The sequence below is a fragment of the Agrobacterium sp. LY4 genome, assembly GCF_001526585.1.
In the GTDB taxonomy this organism is placed as follows: domain Bacteria; phylum Pseudomonadota; class Alphaproteobacteria; order Rhizobiales; family Rhizobiaceae; genus Agrobacterium; species Agrobacterium leguminum.
Genome location: NZ_ASYA01000012.1, coordinates 391321 through 412097, shown reverse-complemented (window position 1 = coordinate 412097; position 20777 = coordinate 391321). Strand labels below are relative to the sequence as shown.

Annotated in this window: 18 protein-coding genes and 1 pseudogene; 14 read left to right on the top strand and 5 right to left on the bottom strand. The window is 59.3% G+C overall.

The genetic code is table 11. The annotated features are described in order from the left end of the window. Window positions 1-20: 20 nt before the first annotated feature. A complete protein-coding gene (locus tag L904_RS12980; RefSeq protein ID WP_003520791.1) occupies window positions 21-1211 on the bottom strand; it encodes a hypothetical protein in 1191 nt (396 codons plus the stop codon). Window positions 1212-1440: 229 nt separating this feature from the next. On the opposite strand from L904_RS12980, the gene parC reads away from it, so the two are divergent. Continuing rightward, complete coding sequence (parC, locus tag L904_RS12975) at window positions 1441-3693, top strand: DNA topoisomerase IV subunit A (protein ID WP_059752521.1); 2253 nt, start codon at window positions 1441-1443, stop codon at window positions 3691-3693. A gap of 90 nt (window positions 3694-3783) precedes the next feature. On the opposite strand, the gene L904_RS12970 is transcribed toward parC, so the two are convergent. From L904_RS12970 to hemB, 3 genes are all read right to left on the bottom strand, one after another. Continuing rightward, window positions 3784-4542 (bottom strand): arginyltransferase, encoded by a 759-nt coding sequence (locus L904_RS12970; RefSeq protein WP_003520795.1) that lies wholly within the window; start codon window positions 4540-4542, stop codon window positions 3784-3786. 178 nt (window positions 4543-4720) lie between these two features. Beyond that, on the bottom strand, window positions 4721-5179 hold the full coding sequence (locus L904_RS12965; RefSeq protein WP_035260406.1) for an RDD family protein: 459 nt from the start codon (window positions 5177-5179) through the stop codon (window positions 4721-4723). A 97-nt stretch (window positions 5180-5276) separates the two neighbouring features. Beyond that, complete coding sequence (hemB, locus tag L904_RS12960) at window positions 5277-6290, bottom strand: porphobilinogen synthase (RefSeq protein WP_035260412.1); 1014 nt, start codon at window positions 6288-6290, stop codon at window positions 5277-5279. A 173-nt stretch (window positions 6291-6463) separates the two neighbouring features. On the opposite strand from hemB, the gene L904_RS12955 reads away from it, so the two are divergent. The 3 genes from L904_RS12955 to L904_RS12945 all read left to right on the top strand — a co-directional run bounded on the left by L904_RS12955 (window position 6464) and on the right by L904_RS12945 (window position 9435). Beyond that, on the top strand, window positions 6464-6901 hold the full coding sequence (locus L904_RS12955) for a DUF6163 family protein (RefSeq protein ID WP_003496683.1): 438 nt from the start codon (window positions 6464-6466) through the stop codon (window positions 6899-6901). 234 nt (window positions 6902-7135) lie between these two features. After that, window positions 7136-7645, top strand: a complete 510-nt coding sequence (gene ldtR / locus L904_RS12950; RefSeq protein WP_026363448.1) for a transcriptional regulator LdtR — start codon at window positions 7136-7138, stop codon at window positions 7643-7645. Between the two features lie 1040 nt (window positions 7646-8685). After that, window positions 8686-9435 (top strand): hypothetical protein, encoded by a 750-nt coding sequence (locus L904_RS12945; protein ID WP_155246251.1) that lies wholly within the window; start codon window positions 8686-8688, stop codon window positions 9433-9435. A gap of 8 nt (window positions 9436-9443) precedes the next feature. Here the strand turns inward: L904_RS12945 and L904_RS12940 are convergent, their stop codons facing one another. Beyond that, complete coding sequence (locus L904_RS12940) at window positions 9444-9659, bottom strand: hypothetical protein (RefSeq protein WP_020809947.1); 216 nt, start codon at window positions 9657-9659, stop codon at window positions 9444-9446. Between the two features lie 295 nt (window positions 9660-9954). Here L904_RS12940 and L904_RS12935 point away from each other — a divergent pair, with 295 nt between their 5' ends. The 10 genes and pseudogenes from L904_RS12935 (at window position 9955) to L904_RS12890 (ending at window position 20772) form a co-directional block, all read left to right on the top strand. Then, window positions 9955-11286, top strand: a complete 1332-nt coding sequence (locus L904_RS12935; protein ID WP_003520799.1) for a murein L,D-transpeptidase — start codon at window positions 9955-9957, stop codon at window positions 11284-11286. Window positions 11287-11484: 198 nt separating this feature from the next. Continuing rightward, entirely contained in the window at window positions 11485-12774 is a 1290-nt protein-coding gene (glyA, locus tag L904_RS12930) for a serine hydroxymethyltransferase (protein WP_020809946.1), read from the top strand. A gap of 14 nt (window positions 12775-12788) precedes the next feature. Beyond that, a complete protein-coding gene (gene nrdR / locus L904_RS12925; RefSeq protein WP_003496675.1) occupies window positions 12789-13268 on the top strand; it encodes a transcriptional regulator NrdR in 480 nt (159 codons plus the stop codon). Window positions 13269-13270: 2 nt separating this feature from the next. Then, a complete protein-coding gene (gene ribD / locus L904_RS12920; RefSeq protein ID WP_020809945.1) occupies window positions 13271-14515 on the top strand; it encodes a bifunctional diaminohydroxyphosphoribosylaminopyrimidine deaminase/5-amino-6-(5-phosphoribosylamino)uracil reductase RibD in 1245 nt (414 codons plus the stop codon). Further along, window positions 14515-15126, top strand: a complete 612-nt coding sequence (locus L904_RS12915) for a riboflavin synthase (protein WP_003520802.1) — start codon at window positions 14515-14517, stop codon at window positions 15124-15126. Before ribD ends, L904_RS12915 begins: the two co-directional genes overlap by 1 nt. A gap of 299 nt (window positions 15127-15425) precedes the next feature. Then, entirely contained in the window at window positions 15426-16058 is a 633-nt protein-coding gene (locus L904_RS12910; RefSeq protein WP_020809944.1) for a LysE family translocator, read from the top strand. A 164-nt stretch (window positions 16059-16222) separates the two neighbouring features. Further along, entirely contained in the window at window positions 16223-16669 is a 447-nt protein-coding gene (locus tag L904_RS12905; protein ID WP_020809943.1) for a 6,7-dimethyl-8-ribityllumazine synthase, read from the top strand. 4 nt (window positions 16670-16673) lie between these two features. Then, the gene (gene nusB, locus L904_RS12900) at window positions 16674-17171 is read left to right on the top strand and encodes a transcription antitermination factor NusB (protein WP_004441180.1); all 498 of its coding nucleotides are present in this window, start codon (window positions 16674-16676) and stop codon (window positions 17169-17171) included. 21 nt (window positions 17172-17192) lie between these two features. Then, entirely contained in the window at window positions 17193-18416 is a 1224-nt protein-coding gene (locus L904_RS12895) for an MFS transporter (protein WP_020809941.1), read from the top strand. A gap of 201 nt (window positions 18417-18617) precedes the next feature. Next, window positions 18618-20772 (top strand): annotated as a pseudogene (locus L904_RS12890) (sodium-translocating pyrophosphatase). Window positions 20773-20777 lie beyond the last annotated feature (5 nt).

The window sequence follows — 20777 nt, the reverse complement described above, 5'->3', positions numbered from 1 at the left end:
TGACCGGGGCTTTTTTAGTTTTATTCGTTTGCCGTCACCGTGACGCCGAGCATTTTCGGCAGGGTGTTCGGCGCACCCATGGCAGCGCCCATGATCATCGGGAACGGAACCGGCTTTTCCGGCTCCGCCGTGATCGAGAAGTTCTTCGGATTGTCGACATAGGCGTTGACGGCCGCCGACACCATGTTCTGCAGTTCTGGCACATTGAGCGAGGCCATCATGATCGGGGCCATGCCCTTGATGGTCTGGGCAAGCTGATCGCCCGTCATGCCCTGCTGGCTTGCGGCATAGTCGATGGCGCGCTTGGTGATGCTGGCGTCTTCGAAGCTGATTTCAGCGTTGATGAAGGAGAGCTGCTGCATCAGGCCGAGCATGGCGAGGCTTGCCGCCTGGTCCGCCTGTTCCTTGTTCGGATTGGCGGCCTGCGCCTTCACCGTCTCCTGCATCGACTTGATGAAGGCGAGCGTGTAGCCGGAGAAACCGAACGACATGTTCAGGCGGCCGACATCATCGAGGTCGATGGCGTATTCTTCAACATCGATAGTACCGGAGGCCACTTCCCAGCTGCCGCTCATGGTCATGTCGCCGGAGAGCGCCTGCAGCTTCAGCTTTTCGATCGCGTCCTTGGTCGCAGGATCGGTCACTTCGCTGAGATCGGCCTTGAAGCCGGATGCGTCGAGTTCGAAGCCGATAGAGTTCTTGTCATCGCTGACCGACATCGTCGCGCTGGTTTCCTCAAGCGAGAAAGCCGGCTTGCCGTCGATGGAAACGGAAACCGGACCGCTATGCGCTTCGTCGTAGAACATCAGCGCATCGACGGTGCCGGTGGTGGAGTCTGCGGGAATGACGAGACCGGACATGTAAATGTCGCTTGCCTTGATCTCTACATTTTCCTGCTTGTAGTCGATATTGTCGAAGCGGGCGTTCTTGATCTTGTAGCCGCCGTTGTTTTCCTCGACGCCTTCGAGCGTCACATTGCCGACCGGGATCTTCTTGGCCGGATCGGCGACCGCGTTGAAGGTCACGCTGTTCAGGGTCACCGTCGAGCCGTTGACGGCGACGGAACCGGCGGCGATTTCGCCGCCCTGCGCGGCATAGGCCGCATTGATCTTCTTCAGCACATCCCCGCCATCCAGCGCGAAAGCCGGCGCCGAAAGCGTAAGAAGCGCGGCGCTCGCGAAAAGAACCTGCCGGGTGGATTTCAGTCTCATGATGTTTCTTCCCTCAACGTACGGCTGTGTACCGTGTTCGAATTCGAATGCTGATACTTATATTCGCGATTATTCAAAGGTCTATAGGATTTAGATCGATTCCCATGACGGCGGCATTGCGGCATTTGCAACGCGGTTAACAAAAAATCGCATGAAAGGGTTGCGTTCATCCACAGGCGCGACCCCCGAATTTCTTGCCGGGAATCGGCATTTCCGCTAGTCAAGCACCATGGGAAAAAATCTTGTACCTCCGTCCGGCGGAGACGATAACATTCATCCGGTCGATTTGAAGGCGGCGCTTGAAGAGCGCTACCTCGCTTACGCCTTGTCCACGATCATGCATCGTGCGCTGCCGGATGTGCGCGACGGCCTGAAGCCGGTTCACCGCCGCATCATTCACGCCATGAGTGAAATGGGCATTCGCCCCAACTCGGCCTTCAAGAAATGCGCCCGTATCGTCGGTGACGTGATCGGTAAATTCCACCCGCATGGCGACCAGTCTGTCTATGATGCGCTGGTGCGTCTCGCGCAGGATTTCTCGCAGCGTTATCCGATCGTCGACGGGCAGGGCAATTTCGGCAATATCGATGGCGACGGCGCCGCCGCCTATCGTTACACCGAAGCGCGCATGACCGAGGTTGCGGCACTGCTGCTCGAGGGCATCGGCGAGGATGCGGTGGATTTCCGTGCCACCTATAACGAGGAAGACGAGGAACCCGTCGTCCTGCCGGGCGCTTTCCCCAATCTGCTCGCCAACGGCGCCTCCGGCATCGCGGTGGGCATGGCGACCTCGATCCCGCCGCACAACGCGCATGAACTTTGCGACGCGGCGCTTTACCTCATCAAGCATCCCGATGCGACGGTGGAAAAGCTGGTGGAATTCATTCCCGGCCCCGACCTGCCGACCGGCGGCGTGATTGTCGAAAGCCGTGAGAATATTCTCGATGCCTATAAGACCGGTCGTGGCGGTTTCCGCGTGCGTGCCAAATGGGAGACGGAAGATCTCGGCCGTGGCGGTTACCAGATCGTCATCACCGAAATTCCCTTCCAGGTGCAGAAATCGCGCCTGATCGAGAAGATCGCCGAGCTGCTGATTGCCCGCAAGCTGCCGCTTCTCGAGGATATTCGCGACGAATCGGCCGAAGATGTGCGCATCGTGCTGGTGCCGAAGAGCCGCACCGTCGATGCGACGCTGCTGATGGAATCGCTGTTCCGCCTGTCCGACCTCGAAAGCCGCCTGCCGCTCAACATGAACGTGCTGTCGCTCGGCAAGGTGCCGAAGGTGATGGCGCTGAACGAGGTGCTGAGCGAGTGGCTGGCGCACCGCAAGGACGTGCTGGTCCGCCGTTCCCGCCATCGTCTGGCGGCCATCGACCGCAGGCTGGAAATTCTGGGCGGCCTGCTCGTCGCCTATCTCAATCTCGATGAGGTCATCCGCATCATCCGCGAGGAGGATGAGCCGAAACAGGTGATGATGGCCAAGTGGTCGCTCACCGACAATCAGGCCGAAGCCATCCTCAACATGCGGCTGCGCAACCTGCGCAAGCTCGAGGAATTCGAAATCCGCAAGGAGTTCGACGACCTCAGCAACGAAAAGGCCGAGATCGAGGCGCTGCTCGCTTCCGATGACAAGCAATGGCAGACCGTCGCCTGGGAAATCGGCGAGGTCAAAAAGAAATATGCCAAGGCAACCGAGATCGGTCGCCGCCGCACGCAGTTCGCCGATGCGCCGGATGCCGATATCGAGGCCATCCAGCAGGCGATGATCGAAAAGGAACCGGTCACCATCGTCATCTCGCAGAAGGGCTGGATCCGGGCGCTGAAGGGGCATATGTCCGACACCTCGTCGCTCACTTTCAAGGAAGGCGATGGCCCGAAGCTGGCCTTCCCGGCGCAGACGACCGACAAGCTGCTGTTGCTGACGACAGGCGGCAAGGCCTATACGCTCGGCGCTGACAAGCTGCCGGGCGGTCGCGGCCATGGCGAGCCGATCCGCATCATGGTCGATATGGAGAACGATCAGGACATCCTGACCGCCTTCGTGCATGATCCGTCGCGCAAGCTGCTGCTCGTCTCCACGGCCGGCAACGGTTTCATCGTACCCGAGAGCGAAATGGTCGCGAATACCCGCAAGGGCAAGCAGATCATGAACGTCTCGATGCCGGATGAAGCCAAGCTTGCCGTGCCGGTCACGGGCGACCATGTCGCCGTCGTCGGCGAAAACCGCAAGCTCCTGGCCTTCCCGCTGGCGCAGGTGCCGGAAATGTCGCGCGGCAAGGGCGTGCGCCTGCAGCGCTACAAGGATGGCGGCGTTGTCGACGTTAAATGTTTCGCGCTTGCCGAAGGCTTGTCATGGTCCGACACGGCCGGGCGTCTCTTCAACAAGGTGGGCGAAGAACTGCGCGAATGGCTGGCCGACCGCGCAACAGCGGGCCGCACCGTGCCGAAGGGCTTTCCGCGTAGCGGGAAGTTTGGTGGGTAATATGTGAATGACGTTCCCGGCGGCAAAGCCGGGATGTCTTTCCTGCCTTACTTACAAGAGCTCGGCATTCGCTGAGGCGTTGACGACAGCTCATTTTTCTTCCGGCGTATAAACTTCCCACCCGCGCGGCGTCAGATGCTCCTGCGGATGGTAGCGGGTCTTGTAGCCCATCTTCTCCGAACCATCGACCCAGTAGCCGAGATAGACATGCGGCAGGCCAAGGGCGCGGGTGCGGGTGATGTGATCGATGATCATGAAGGTGCCGAGCGAGCGCTTTTCAAGATCGGGATTGAAGAAGGAATAGACCATCGACAGGCCGTCGCTCATCACATCGCTGAGCGCCACGGCCAGCAGTTCGCCGCGCTTGCTGGAATCGATGCCGGAGCCGGGTTCGCGTACGCGGTATTCGATGATGCGGGTGTTCACATGCGTGTCTTCCACCATGATCGCATAGTCCAGCGCCGACATGTCGGACATGCCGCCCGACTGGTGGCGGTGGTCGAGATAGCGACGAAACAGGGCGAATTGTTCGGTGGAGGGCTCGGCGGCGTGAACGGTGGCGACGACATCCCTGTTGGCGGCAAGAACGCGCCGCATCGATTTCGTCGGCTGGAACTGCTCGGTCAGGATGCGCACGGAGACGCAGGCGCGGCAGTTTTCGCAGGCCGGGCGATAGGCGATGTTCTGCGAGCGCCTGAAACCGCCCTGAGTCAGCAGATCGTTCATTTCCGAAGCGCGCGGGCCGACCAGATGGGTGAAGACCTTCCGCTCCATCTGGTTCGGCAGATAGGGGCAGGTGGCCGGCGCCGTAAGATAGAATTGGGGAGAGGGCGTCGCCTGCGTGTTCATCGAACCGTGATCGCCTCCTGCGTCTGTTATGAAAGCGCGCCGCGATTTCACGGGGTTGGCGGCGGCGCTTCAAGCGACATGCATAATGTCACAGAATGGCAAAATGCCGGAAAACGTCAACTGCGAGATGCGGCATTTGCGGGGGTTGAAAGCTACGTTTGCGTAGCTTTCCGCAATATCAGCGCGTTCTGACGATGACGGTGCCGAGCAGGAAGTCGTGAACGAGGCGCGAGCGCTCGGTAAACAGGCCTGCAAGCAGGATCAGCGGCGTCAAAACCGAGTTGATGACCCAGAAAAGCACGATGTGAACGGTCGACAGCAGGAAATCGATTCGCCGTCCGTCCATCCGCGCCATGGCGATCCCCATCGCCCGCATGCCGGGGGTGGCCTGCGAGGGGCCGCCGAGCGTCATGCCGAAATAAAGTACCGCAACGATGACGAACAGCGCCGGATAGAGGAACCAGCCAAGGCCAAGGGTAATCACGCCAAGAAAGAAGACGATGACCGCCGCCGGAATGCACAGCAGGAGAACGATCGCATAATCGATCAGGAATGCGAAAATCCGCCGGCTCAGGACGCCGCTATAGGCGCGCCAGTCATCCGGTGCGGCATAAGTGGGGTTCTGGTCGAGGCTCATCGGTCGTTTTCTCCTGAGAGGACATGACAGCGCGGCATGAGTGCCGTGTCAGCAGACAATATGGGAAGAAAACGACCGAATACAATAAGTGCGGGTCTCAGCCCTTTGCCAGTTTGCGTGCGGCCTCGATGGCGAAATAGGTCAGAACGCCATCGCAACCCGCGCGCTTGAAACAGAGAAGCGTTTCCATCATCACCCGCTCGCCGTCGATCCAGCCATTCATGGCGGCTGCCTTGATCTGGGTATATTCGCCGGACACCTGATAGGCGAAGGTCGGCAGGCCGAAATTTTCCTTCAGCCGCCAGCAGATGTCGAGATAGGGCAGGCCGGGCTTGACCATCAGCATATCCGCGCCTTCTTCCACATCGAGCGCCGCATCGCGGATCGCCTCCATGCCGTTGGCAGGGCTGATGTAATAGCTGTTCTTGTCGCCCTTCAACAGGCCGGCCGTGGAGATGGCCTCGCGATAGGGACCGTAATAACCGGAAGCGAATTTCGTCGCATAGGACATGATGCCGACATTCTGGTGTCCGGCGGCATCGAGGCCGCGACGGATGGCGCCGATCCGGCCATCCATCATCTCCGATGGAGAAATAATGTCCGATCCGGCTTCCGCCTGAAGGATCGCCGCCTTGATAATCTGTTCCACGGTCTCGTCATTGACGATCTCGTCGCCGCGCAGAATGCCGTCATGACCGTGGCTGGTGAAGGGATCGAGCGCGACATCGGTGATCATGCCGATATTGGGAACGGCTTTCTTGACGGCGATGGTTGCCTGATTGATGAGGTTATTCGCCTCGAGCGCGTTGGAACCGGTCTCGTCGCGCAGCTCCATTTCGATGTTCGGGAAGGTCGCGATTGCCGGAATGCCGAGATCGGCTGCTTCTTTCGCGGCTTCGACCAGGTTGTCGACGCTCATGCGGTTGACGCCCGGCATCGCCGGAATGGGATCGAGAATATTGCTGCCCGGCACGATGAAGACCGGCCAGATGAGATCGTCGACGGTGAGGCGGCTTTCCTGCACCAGACGGCGCGTCCAATCCGCTTTGCGATTGCGCCGCATGCGACGATGGCCGGTGATCTCGTCGACCAGATGCGTTTTGTCCTGCATGTAAGAATGTCCTTCGATCAAATTTGAAAGCTGCATAGCATGAAGCTTGGCCCATGCGAATGCGACAATCTTCCCTCATCGGCGTCCTGCGATGACGATGATGCTTTGACAAGGCAGGCGGCGGGATTCAATATGGGCTGGTCGCCCGTTCGTCGAGACCGTATCTTCCGGCCATGGAACCTGATTCTCAACCTCTGCCGAAACGCCCGCTTACGGAAATCCTCTTTCTGGTCTTCATGAGGCTGGTCGCGGTTTCCTGTTTCTGGTTCGGCCTGCAATATTGGGCGATGCTGACGGGCTATTCGCTTGGGGGCCATGGGCGGTTCGATATGCTGAACCTGCCCTGGCGCGTGGCCGGCAGCGCGCTGGCGGTTATTTTTCCTGTCGCGGCACTCGGTCTGTGGCTCGGGGCCTCTTGGGGCGCGGTCATGTGGGTCATGGGCGCGGGCGCGCAGATCGCCATGTATAAGGTGTGGCCGCATATCTTCGGCGCCAACACGCTCGTACCCGTCATGCACGGCCTTGTGGCAACCATTTATATACTATTCCTGGTCGCTTTCTGGCTGGATCAGCGCCAGAATGAAGAACGCGCAAGAATTGATTTACCATAAGAATAAAGCAATTCGGCCTGATTTTGGGCCGTATTTCATGGCTAAGTCATTGATTTATAATAGATGACTTTGGACCGTTCCCGCTTCGCCACAAGTTGGGCCCTCCGGGGAAAATGCAGGTAACCATTTGTTAATCGTAGCTTTTAAGTAGAATTTTATGCGCATTGATTAGGTTCTCACTCAAGGCGGGAGACAAACAAACACACCGCCAAACAAAACAGTGAGGCAGTCATGATCAATAGCAAAGTTAAGCCCCAGGCCGTTGTTGCCGATGCACATGAAGATACCATCCGCTCGCTCTACATGGAGTCGCTGCACCTGGTGGAACGTCTCCACCGCCGCCTCCTCGATGTCATCAAGGATGAGTTCGACCGTCAGGGTCGCGATGACGTCAACGCCGTTCAGGCCCTGCTGCTGTTCAACATCGGCAATTCCGAACTGACGGCCGGCGAGCTTCGTTCCCGCGGTTATTACCTCGGCTCGAACGTCTCCTACAACGTCAAGAAGCTGGTCGATCTCGGCCTCATCAACCACCAGCGCTCGCGTGTCGACCGCCGTTCGGTCCGCATCAGCCTGACCGAAAAGGGCCAGGAAATCGCCGAAACGGTTGCCCGCCTTTATGAACGCCACGTCGGTTCGATCGAAAAGGTCGGCGGCATCGGCACCGGCGAGTTCTCCGAAATGAACAAGCTGCTGCAGCGCCTCGATCGCTTCTGGAACGACTCGATCGCTTACCGTCTCTAGTATCTTAGCGGATTGTTTCCGCTGCGATATTAGAGTTGACTGAATGGCACGCAGATGCGCAACGGGGCACTAGAATGCATTTCGTTGCGCCTGTTTGCGTTGCAGGTACGTGCCTGAAAGATCAATTGACCGCCAGTTTCTTTGCGTACCGTGGTATCCACTCCACGATGCGCCCTATATAGCGGACCTTGTTCCGTTTAGATCTATCCTCTCTCTGTATGTCTAGCGTAATCGCGTTGACCAAATTGCGATCATGAAGCGTGAGGTCGATAAATTCGCCATTCTCGTATGTTCCGAACGGTTGCTTTTCCTCAGCCTAGTAGCTGCTGCCTGACTGCTAGTCTTACTCACACTCGAATCAAGCCGCAGCTTTTACCGGTTGGCAACCGGAAGCTGTTAAGTACCGCGCAGCATTGGGACCACGGTGGCATTCATGAGAGCATTTTTAAGCGCGATTTTGAGGGTTTTTGAAGCCTTCATTCACCATAAAACAGTGAAAACGATAGTAGGGTTCATCGGTGCCGTCTTGACCCTGTATATTGCTTACCGAGCACTGCCTTCTGACGCCCCACAACCTCCGGCAAATCCGCCAGCAGCTACCGCTCATGAGAAGTCGGGGTCCGTAACAACACCGCAAGCCTCTGCCGTCACGGCGCCACTTTCCACTCCTGTGGCTCAGACCCCTGAATTAAAGCCAGAAGAATGGATTCCTCTTTCGCGTGAGGGCCGAATTAACATAAGAGGGATCGGATTCTGGTACACGACATACGCGAAGGTTCATAGCAGGCCCGCCTCCGCAACAGTTCAGGTGGATGGCAAGGATGTAATCGTACAGGAAGGACGTTCCGCGAATATCATTGGGAGCAATGGTCGGAGCTGCGTCCTCAAAGGGAGGGGCATCACGAAGGAAGATTTAGAATTCAATCTGACTTGCTACGACTGATGATTTTGACGGCGTACCCTCGAATCTCGGCAACAACCTCTGATATGAAGTGAACAGTTGGACGGGGTAAGGCATGCTGAGGAATTTCATCTATAGAATGGCAATCAAGATTGCTCTACGGCATCCTTTGCCGCGCATGATTCCGACATCGCCTCCAGCTTCCCGTGCTAACAACTATTTTGCAGTCGAGCTTTTCTATGACGAAACAGATAGAAGGCATGCTTTGGTTGAGGCTGACTTGGGTCACGCTTACAAAGGCATATTTTTCAACGAGGCGTTCGGCGGTGGACATCACTGCAGCATTCTCAAGCCGCAAGTGAGCCGCCTACGGTTTAAAGTCCGGCATTATTACCATGGATATGAAATTTCCACGCACTCGGCCCTTCTATTCATTCTGCAGCAATCCGTCAGGTATCCATTCTGGGCGGTAACGAAGGACAAGGCTCGTCAATATCTATTCAACCGAAAGACCCTGGTTCGCTATGATCGGATTGAACTTCTCAGGGTTTTCGTTCAGAAGACGACCGACAACCGCAATTACGCGGTCGATACAATTTCTCTGCTTCAAGACCTCTACAGCTACAGGGGGTTCGGACATCCTCAGCGGCAGTCAGTCACAAATCACTATCGCTTAATCCTCAAATCTTTCTCTGAAACGGGTGATTTAGCCTTCACCAACGGGAAATATTCCCTAACCGGACAAGGTGTTGCAACGCTCGCCCAATATGAGCTTGAGGAACGCAGATTCAAAGAGAGTATCGGCCAGCAGAAGCTTGTCGGCAAATTGACTTTGGTCGTGATTTTTGTCGGAATACTTCAAGCACTGGCAACCTATTTTGCAGCCTAGCGCAGTATTCATGATTTAGTTTGATTTTCCTGTGCGTGTTTAAACAGCATCGAGATTGGCAATCGCTTTCCCTCAAAGCCATCCACCCACCATGTAACAGCCAGCTCAACGATCATCAGGACGACTCGATTCATGCCGTCTGTAATTTCTGCGGCGGTTTCACGGTTAAGGTCGAGGGCATCGGTTTTTCCCCGGCTTATGGATTCGCGTTGAAACTGTTTCATCTTTTGCGTGCCGAGGCGGACTTGCTAGACCGCCTTTGCCCTATTTCTCAGGCGAACAAAGCTTCGTGAGATGAGAGCCGTGACACGAATCGGCCATATTGATATGGGACCGGCAAGGGTGAAGGAGCCGGCTGTTTCTCCTGCTGTCGCGGCAAGTCCCGACCGTTCTGCCAGACAATGGCGCCCAATGGATGGGTGTCGAGTATTACCAGCCGGCAGACACGTTGTACGTGTTTGTTAATCATATTGATTTAGGCATTGTTGAGAATGCCGAAGAGAGTGGCTGGTAGGTAGAATGACAAAGAAATCCGTTTCCGATTCCGTATCGCGCCGCGCGCTTCTGCGTTCGGCCGTTTCCGTTGGTGCCGCCGCGCTTGCCGCGCCGGCCTTTGCGCAGAACGCGCTCAACGATCTCATGGGCTCTTCGCGCCGCGGCAACTGGGATGACCAGTTCGACGCCAATACGTCGCGTTCGGCCGTGGGCGTGGTTTCCAACAATCCGGTTCTCGGACGCGAAGCGCCGGTCTACATGCAGCAGGCGATCATGCAATATCAGCAGATCGTGCAGAATGGCGGCTGGCCGGAAGTGCCCGCGTCCCAGCAGCGTCTCCAGATCGGCGTCTCGGATCCTTCCGTACAGGCGCTGCGCCAGCGACTGATGGTGTCCGGCGACCTGCCGCGTGAAGCCGGCATTTCCAGCGCCTTCGATAGTTACGTCGATGGCGCGCTGAAGCGTTTCCAGGCCCGTCATGGCCTTCCGGCCGATGGTGTCAGCGGCGAATACACCACGAAGGCGCTCAATGTTTCCGCGCAAATCCGTCTGGCGCAGCTGCAGACCAACCTCGTTCGCATCCAGTCCATGTCCGGCGATCTCGGTCAGCGTCACCTGATGGTGAATATCCCGGCCGCCGCCATCGAAGCCGTTGAAAATGAACGCGTCGTGCTGCGCAACACGGCCGTCGTCGGCCGCGCCAGCCGCCCGACCCATGTGATCAATTCCAAGATTTACGAGGTCATCCTCAACCCTTACTGGACCGCGCCGCGCTCGATCGTCGAAAAGGACATCGTGCCGCTGATGCAGAAGGACCCGACCTATCTGGAGCGGAACAACATCCGCCTCATCGACGGCAAGGGGCAGGAAGTTTCGCCAACCGCGGTCGACTGGTTTGCGCCCAAGGCGCCGAACCTGATGTTCCGTCAGGACCCCGGCAAGATCAACGCCATGTCGTCCACGAAGATCAACTTCCACAATCCGAACAATGAATATATGCACGACACGCCGCAGCAGGGCCTGTTCAACAAGCTGATGCGTTTCGAATCCTCCGGCTGCGTGCGCGTGCAGAACGTGCGCGACCTGACGAGCTGGCTGCTGCGCGACACGCCCGGCTGGTCGCGTCAGGAAATGGAGCGCGTCATCGCCACCCGCGTCAACACGCCGATCAAGCTGGCGCAGGAAATCCCGGTCTATTTCGTCTACATCACCGCCTGGTCGGCGAAGGACGGCGTGGTGCAGTTCCGCGATGATATCTATGAAAAGGACGGCAACGCCGAACTGGCGCTCAACACCACGAGCGGCATGGAACAGCCCGCCGGCCCGGTGGATGACGATCTGTTGCCGCGCAACTGATCCGGCATCGCCGCCATTTCATTCCATCACCATGAGCCGCACCTTCGGGTGCGGCTTTTTTCTTGGCGATTTTCTGAAAACATCTGTCGTTTTTTGTCGCAACGTCGCAGTTTGACGGGCAAATCTCGCTGCCCGTATTGCTCTTGTCGGGGCAGGGCGCTAAGACGCCATCGCATTACTGTTTCAGGAGCCTTCACCATGTCGAACACAGATGCTTTCTTCTCCCGTCCGCTTGCCGATGTCGATCCGGAAATTTTCGGCGCGATCGAGAAGGAACTGGGTCGCCAGCGCCACGAGATCGAACTGATCGCCTCGGAAAACATCGTTTCCCGCGCCGTGCTCGAAGCGCAGGGTTCGATCATGACCAACAAATATGCGGAAGGTTATCCGGGCAAGCGTTATTACGGCGGCTGCCAGTTCGTTGACATCGCTGAAGAACTCGCCATCGAACGCGCCAAGAAGCTGTTCGGCGTCAACTTCGCCAACGTCCAGCCGAACTCCGGTTCGCAGATGAACCAGGCCGTGTTCCTCGCGCTGTTGCAGCCGGGCGATACCTTCATGGGTCTCGATCTGAACTCGGGAGGCCACCTGACGCATGGTTCGCCGGTCAACATGTCCGGCAAGTGGTTCAATGTCGTCTCCTACGGCGTGCGTGAAGGCGACAACCTGCTCGACATGGACGAGGTGGAGCGCAAGGCCAAGGAACACAAGCCGAAGCTCATTCTCGCCGGCGGCACCGCCTATTCGCGTGTCTGGGACTGGAAGCGCTTCCGCGAGATCGCCGATGAAGTCGGCGCCTACCTGATGGTCGACATGGCGCACATCGCCGGCCTCGTCGCCGGTGGCCAGCATCCGTCGCCGTTCCCGCACTGCCATGTCGCCACCACCACCACGCACAAATCGCTGCGCGGCCCGCGCGGCGGCATGATCCTCACCAATGACGAGGATCTGGCCAAGAAGTTCAACTCGGCCGTCTTCCCCGGTCTGCAGGGCGGCCCGCTGATGCATGTCATCGCCGCCAAGGCCGTCGCCTTCGGTGAAGCGCTGAAGCCCGAGTTCAAGGACTATGCCGCTCAGGTCGTCAAGAACGCCAAGGCGCTGGCCGAAACGCTGGTCGAAGGCGGTCTGGATGTCGTCTCCGGCGGCACCGATAACCACCTGATGCTGGTCGATCTTCGCAAGAAGAACGCCACCGGCAAGCGCGCGGAAGCAGCGCTCGGCCGCGCTTACATCACCTGCAACAAGAACGGCATTCCTTTCGATCCGGAAAAGCCCTTCGTCACCTCCGGTGTCCGTCTCGGCACGCCAGCCGGCACGACGCGCGGTTTCAAGGAAGCGGAATTCCGCGAAATCGGCAAGCTGATCGTCGAGGTTCTCGATGGTCTGAAGGTTGCCAATTCGGATGAGGGCAACGCCGCCGTCGAAGCTGCGGTGCGTGAAAAGGTCGTCGGCCTGACGGACCGTTTCCCCATGTATCCGTACATGTAAGAGAAAGGACGAAGATGCGCTGCCCTTTTTGCGGTTCTGAAGACACGCAGGTCAAGGACTCGCGTCCGGCGGAGGACAATACCTCCATCCGCCGGCGGCGCATCTGCCCCGATTGCGGCGGCCGCTTCACGACCTATGAGCGCGTGCAACTGCGCGAGCTGATGGTCATCAAGAAAAGCGGCCGCAAGCTGCCCTTCGACCGGGAAAAGCTGGTGCGATCCTTCGAGATCGCCCTGCGCAAGCGCCCGGTCGATCGCGACCGGATAGAGCGTGCCGTCTCCGGCATCGTCCGCCGTCTGGAAAGTTCCGGCGAGACGGAAATCCCCTCGGAAGAAATCGGCCTTCAGGTTCTCGAAGCGCTGAAAAGCCTCGATGACGTGGCCTTCGTGCGTTACGCCTCGGTCTATCGCGATTTCAGCCATGCCGAGGATTTCGAGAACGTGATTGCCGAAATCAACGCCAAGATCGCCCGCGATACGGACGCCGGAGTCTAGCTGTGACCACCCGCGCCGATGACGAAAGATTCATGGCTCGGGCAATCGAGGTTTCGCTTCGCCATCAGGGCCAGACGCTCACCAATCCCTCCGTCGGCTGTGTGCTCGTCAAAGACGGGAAAATCATCGCCGAAGCCGTGACCGCCATCGGCGGCCGCCCGCATGCCGAACGGCAGGCGCTGGAAATCGCCGGCGAGGCGGCGCGCGGCGCGACCGCCTATGTGACGCTCGAACCCTGTTCCCACTGGGGCAAGACCCCGCCCTGCGCCAATGCCCTGGTGGAATACGGCGTCACCCGCGTCGTGGTGGCGGTGGATGATCCGGACGAGCGTGTTTCCGGCCGTGGTTATGCGATTTTACGGGATGCCGGCATTGTCGTGGAAACCGGCCTGTTGCGGGATGAAGGTAAGAGAGCGCTGGCCGGTTACCTCACGCGTCAGGTGAAAAAACGCCCGCATGTGATTCTGAAGCTTGCCATTTCCGCCGATGGCATGATTGGCAGCAAAGGCGAAGGGCAGGTGGCGATTACCGGTCCCGAGGCACGCCATGCCGTGCATGAACTTCGGGCGCGTTGCGATTGCATTCTTGTGGGGATTGGCACGGCGATTGCTGACGATCCGGAACTGACGGTGCGAATTGCCGGCATGGAGCAGCGTTCCCCGGTGCGGATCGTGCTGGACCGGCATTTTGAGTTGCCGCTGACATCGAAGCTGGTGAGGACTACGCGGGAGGTGCCGGTGGTCGTCGCGGCTATACCCCCCTCTGCCCTGCCGGGCATCTCCCCCTCAAGGGGGGAGATCGATGGAGCGCCGCTCCGCCCCGCATCGACGGCCAGAGAGGGTGCACCACAAGCGCAATTTGACCGAGCGGACAGCCCCTTGCCGATCTCCCCCCTTGAGGGGGAGATGCCCGGCAGGGCAGAGGGGGGTAGCCGCGACCGCCGCCGCCAACTTCTGGAAAACGCCGGCGTCCAGATCCTCGAAGCCTCAACGCTCGAAAACCTCCTCCACATTCTCGCCGAAAGCGGCATGTCGGAACTTCTGGTCGAAGGCGGCGCCTTTGCCGCAAAATCATTCCTTGAAGCCGGGCTGGTGGACCGTATCATGCTGTTCGAAAGCCCGGTCGTGATCGGTGAGGGCGGCATTGAAACGCCGCTCAACCGTGCCGATATTCCGGGCGACTATGCTCTGGTCAGCGAGACCGCCTATGGGCGGGATCGCTGCTTCGATTATGAAAGGCCGATTTGATGTTTACCGGAATTGTCACCGACGTCGGAACCGTTTCCGAGCTGGAAGCTCTGGCCGAAGGCGTGCGTCTGCGGGTGGCGACCAATTACGACCCCAAGACCATCGATATGGGCGCGTCCATCTCCCATGGCGGCGTCTGCCTGACGGTGACGAGATTGCCGGAAGACGGCAGCAATGAGCGCTGGTACGAGGTCGAGGCATGGGAAGAGGCGCTGCGCCTGACGACGATTGCCGGCTGGCAAAAGGGCACCCACGTCAATCTGGAGCGGGCGCTCAAGATCGGCGATGAGCTTGGCGGCCACATCGTTTCCGGGCATGTGGATGGCAGGGCGGAAATCCTTTCGGTGGAATCGGAAGGTGAGGCGGTGCGCATCCGCCTGCGCGCGCCGGAGCATCTGGCGAAATTCGTGGCGCCCAAGGGTTCCGTGGCGCTCGACGGCACGTCGCTCACCGTCAATGCCGTCGAAGGCACGGATTTCGACGTGCTGCTGATCCGCCACACGCTAACTGTCACCACCTGGGGCGAACGCCAGCCGGGCGATTTCGTCAATTTCGAAGTCGATACCATGGCGCGTTATGCCGCAAGGCTTGCGGAATTTCCCTCGGCGTAATGTGACGATGCTTTGGAGAGGATGACGCACCGACGCCTCCTCCGTCATTCCGGCCTTGAGCCGGAATCCAGCCAGCCCAAGTCTTTGGGCTGAAAGAACTTTTCCCGCCGCGCAGACGCGCGTCGACTGGATTCCGGCTCAAGGCCGGAATGACGGAAAGGGGAGTGGTCAACACCTGAAATCGCGGCATATTGCAATTGTTCTCAAGCACCCCGCTTCCGATGAAGCTGGAAACGCTATAAGACTTTTTAGGCCGTTTGATATCGACCGCGAGCCAAACGGGGTAGGGGAAATACATCATGCCGTCCTTCGAATTGCTGACAGCCTTTTTCATAACCACCGCCTTGTTCGCCTATATCCCCGGTCCGGCCATGCTTTATGCGGCGGCGCAGACCATGGCGCGCGGACGGTTTGCCGGGCTGATGGCGGTGCTTGGAATCCATGTCGGCTGCTATTTCCACATTTTCGCCTCTGCGGCAGGGCTTTCGGTGCTGTTTCAGGCCGTCCCGTGGCTTTATCTCGCTGTGAAGCTCTGCGGCGCGCTTTATCTCGTCTGGCTCGGCTTCTCGATGCTGCGCAGCAAGCTTGAAGGCGAGGCGGTCAATCTGACCATCGAGCCGAAATCGGCCCGCCGCGCCTTTATCGACAGCATCATTGTCGATGTGCTCAATCCGAAGACAGCGCTGTTCTTTCTGGCCTTCCTGCCGCAATTCGTGGACCCTGCGGCGGCCTTTCCGGTCTGGCTGCAATTGCTGATCCTCGGCATCGCCGTCAATTTCATTTTTTCCTCGGCCGATCTTGTCGGCGTGCTTCTCGCAGGCGCCATGGTTGGGCGTTTGAAGCGTTCCGGGGCGGTGCAGGTGCTCGCTCGACGCGCTGCCGGAACGGTGCTGATGGGGCTTGGCGTCCATCTCGCCTTCCAGAAAACCTGATTGTCGCGAAGCCGCGCCGGGAGGCGTGAAACCCGGCCAAATGCCCCGCAAACGCGGCCTCTTGCGCCGCTGACACATGAAATTACTTGCCAAAAATGGCCAGCCGTGGTTTGACCGCCGCAAAAGCCGGTATGATCCGGCATTAAGCTTTTCAGGAAAATATCATGTCCAAACCCCATCTTCTTATCGTGGAAGCACGTTTTTACGACGATATGGCGGATGCCCTTCTCGAAGGCGCGAAATTCGCGCTCGATGAGGCTGGCGCCACCTATGATGTCATCACCGTTCCCGGCGCGCTGGAAATCCCCGCCGCCATCGCCATGGCGCTTGACGGTGCTGACAATGACGGCACGGAATATGACGGTTTCGTTGCGCTCGGCATGGTAATCCGCGGCGAGACCTACCACTTCGACATCGTCTCCAACGAATCCTCCCGCGCCCTGATGGATCTCGCCGTCAGCGAATCGCTGCCGATCGGCAACGGCATCCTCACCGTCGAGAATGACGAACAGGCATGGGCGCGCGTGCGCCGTTCCGACAAGGACAAGGGCGGTTTCGCGGCGCGTGCGGCGCTGACGATGATCGAGCTGAAGAAAAAACTGGGTGGCTGAACGCATGTCGAATGTTGAAAATGGCGGCGAACCGCGCCAGCCTTCGGTAAAGCCCGCCAACCAGCGCGGCGCGGCCCGCCTTGCGGCCGTGCAGGCGCTTTACCAGATGGATGTCGGCGGAACCGGCGTTATGGAAGTCGTGGCCGAATACGAGGCGCACCGTCTCGGGCAGGAAGTCGACGGCGATACCTATCTGAAGGCCGACCCGTCCTGGTTCCGTTCCATCGTTTCCGGCGTCGTCCGCGATCAGACGAAGATCGACCCGCTGGTTCGCTCCGCCCTTCTGGAAGACTGGCCGCTGTCGCGCCTCGATGCCACCGTGCGCGCCATCCTGCGTGCAGGCACTTTCGAGATTCTGGAGCGCAAGGACGTGCCGGTCGCCGTCATCGTCACGGAATATGTCGAAATCGCCCGTGCTTTCTTTGAACACGACGAGCCGAAGCTGGTGAATGCGGTACTTGACCGCATTGCCAAGCAGGTGCGCGGCGAGGCAAAACGCTAAAAAAACTTAGGTGAGGAAGACATGAGCGCCGTTTCCGTCCCCGGACTTGAAGTTCAACTGGACGAGGCGAAGCGCAACGTCTTTCTCCTCACCATCGCGCAGGCGATCATGGGATCGGCTGCGCCCCTGAGCTTTTCGGTCGGCGCTCTTGCCGGCTATCAGCTGCTCGGCGCGGATAAGTCGCTGGCGACCGCGCCTCTCACCGGTTTCAATATCGGCGTTGCGCTCGGCGCGATCTGCGTGGCGGCTGCATCCCGCTTCCTTGGCCGCAAGGCAGGCTTCATGGTCGGCGCGCTGATGTGCTCCATCGGCGGCGGCATTGCCGCCGTGGCGCTTTTCCGTTCGGATTTCTGGCTGTTTGCCGTCGGCCTGCTGCTGATCGGCATTTCCGGCGGTTTTACCCAGAAGATCCGCTTCGCAGCGGCCGACGCCTCTCCATCCTTCTACAAGCCGAAGGCGATCTCCTGGATTCTGGCGGGCGGCATCATTTCCGCTATCGTCGGGCCTCAACTCGCCATCTTCGGCAAGGATTTGCTTGCGCCGGTCACCTTTGCCGGCGCTTTTCTGGCGCTCGTTCCGCTCGGCCTCGTTTCGATCGCCATTCTGGCGTTTCTGAAATTGCCCGATCCCAAGGCGGCTGCCGCCCATGTCGAATCGGTAAGGCCGCTGTCGGAAATCGTCCGCACGCAGCGTTTCGTCACCGGCATGATCTGCGGCATCGGTTCCTATGCCCTGATGACCTTCATGATGACCGGCGCACCGCTCGCCATGGTGGTCGGCTGCGGTTTCCCCACCGAACTCGCCACGCTCGGCATCCAGTGGCACGTGCTCGCCATGTTCGGCCCGAGCTTCTTCACCGGCATGCTGATTTCCCGATTCGGTTCGGAAAAAATCGTCGCGGCGGGCCTCATCGTGCTGATGGCCTGCGCCATCGTCGCCCATATGGGCATAGAGCTGTGGAATTTCTGGGCGGCGCTCATCCTGCTCGGCCTAGGCTGGAATTTCGGCTTCATCGGCGCAACCGCCATCATCACCTCCAGCTACCGCCCGCATGAGGCGGACAAGGTGCAGGGTTTCCACGATATCGTGCTATTTGGCACCGTGGCGCTGTCATCCTTCTCTTCCGGCAAGGTGTTTACGGCCTGGGGCTGGTCGGTGATGAACCTCGTCATCTGGCCGGTTGCCGGGCTTTGCCTCCTGCTTGTCCTGTCACTTGTCCTGACAAGCCGCAAAAAAGCAGCCTGAGTCGCGCGCCGCACTCTACTCCTTTCAAGTTTCAGGCAAATTTGTGGGCTTGACGCGGCACCTCGCGCCAACGCAATCTCCGCTCCGAGGACATTTTTCCTTGGGAGGGGAACAAATGCCCAAGACGGGATTTGGGACAGGCCGTCCGCATCTCCCTGCACAAGGTTTCGCCACGCCGGGGAGGGAGTGAGACCCGGCCTTTTGGGAGGTAAGTGCGCATGACCGTAATACCCATAGTAATTTTATGCGGTGTCCTGTCCGTGGTTTACGCGGTATGGGCCACCAAAAGCGTTCTCGATGCCGATCAGGGCAACGAGCGTATGCGTGAAATAGCAGGTTTTATCCGTGAAGGTGCGCAGGCTTATCTCACCCGTCAATATCTCACCATCGCCATCGTCGGACTGATCGTCGCCATTCTGGCCTGGTATCTTCTGTCATCCATGGCGGCCATCGGCTTCCTCGTCGGCGCGGTGCTTTCAGGCGTCGCCGGCTTCGTCGGCATGCATGTCTCCGTGCGCGCCAATCTGCGCACCGCGCAGGCCGCCTCGCACAGCCTTTCCGCCGGTCTCGATACGCCTTCAAGTCGGGCGCCATCACCGGCATGCTGGTGGCGGGTCTCGCGCTGCTCGGCGTCTCCATCTATTATTTCATCCTCACCTCGGTGATGGGCCATCCGGCCGGCTCGCGTGAGGTGATCGATGCGCTGGTGTCGCTCGGCTTCGGCGCATCGCTGATCTCCATCTTCGCCCGCCTCGGCGGCGGCATCTTCACCAAGGGTGCGGATGTCGGCGGCGATCTCGTCGGCAAGGTGGAGGCCGGTATTCCCGAGGACGATCCGCGCAACCCGGCAACCATCGCCGACAATGTCGGCGACAACGTCGGCGATTGCGCCGGCATGGCCGCCGACCTCTTCGAGACCTATGCCGTATCTGTCGTCGCGACCATGGTTCTCGCCGCGATATTCTTTGCCGGAACGCCGATACTGGAAAGCGCCATGGTCTATCCGCTGGCGATCTGCGGCGCCTGCATCCTGACCTCGATTGCCGGCACCTTCTTCGTGAAGCTCGGCACCAACAATTCCATCATGGGGGCGCTCTACAAGGGCCTGATCGCCACCGGTGTCTTCTCGGTTGCGGGTCTTGCGGTCGCCACTCATGCCACGGTCGGCTGGGGAGTGGTGGGCACGGTAGCCGGCATGGAAATCACCGGCACCAATCTCTTCTTCTGCGGATTGGTCGGCCTCGTCGTGACGGCGCTGATCGTCGTCATCACCGAATATTATACCGGCACCAACAAGCGGCCGGTCAACTCCATCGCCCAGGCGTCTGTCACCGGCCATGGCACCAACGTCATCCAGGGCCTTGCGGTCTCGCTGGAATCGACGGCGCTGCCGGCCATCGTCATCGTTGGCGGCATCATCGGAACCTACCAGCTCGGCGGCCTGTTCGGCACTGGCATCGCGGTCACCGCCATGCTCGGCCTCGCCGGCATGATCGTGGCCCTCGACGCCTTCGGCCCGGTCACGGACAATGCTGGCGGTATCGCCGAAATGGCCGGTCTCGATCCTGACGTGCGCAAGGCGACCGATGCCCTGGACGCTGTCGGCAACACCACCAAAGCCGTCACAAAGGGTTACGCCATCGGTTCTGCCGGTCTCGGCGCACTGGTGCTGTTCGCCGCCTATGCCAATGACCTCTCCTATTTCGCCGCCAATGGCGACACCTATCCCTACTTCAAGGATATGGGCGAGATTTCCTTCAGCCTCGCCAATCCTTACGTCGTTGCGGGCCTGCTGTTCGGCGGCCTCATCCCCTATCTCTTCGGCGGCATCGCCATGACGGCGGTGGGCAAGGCGGCAAGCTCGATCGTCGAGGAAGTACGCCGCCAGTTCCGCGAAAAGCCCGGCATCATGGCCGGAACGGAAAAGCCTGATTACGGCAAGGCCGTGGATCTGCTGACACGGGCGGCGATCAAGGAAATGGTCATCCCGTCGCTCCTGCCGGTTCTGGCGCCGCTTGTCGTTTATTTCGGCGTGCTGGCCATTTCCGGCTCCAAGGCGTCGGCCTTCGCAGCACTTGGCGCATCGCTGCTTGGCGTCATCATCAATGGCCTCTTCGTGGCGATTTCTATGACCTCCGGTGGCGGCGCATGGGACAATGCCAAAAAGAGCTTCGAAGACGGTTTCATCGATAAGGACGGCGTGCGCCACGTCAAGGGTTCGGACGCCCACAAGGCGTCGGTGACGGGCGATACGGTCGGCGATCCCTACAAGGATACCGCCGGTCCAGCCGTCAACCCGGCGATCAAGATCACCAATATCGTGGCGCTGCTGCTGCTGGCGGTTCTTGCCCACTGAGGGCT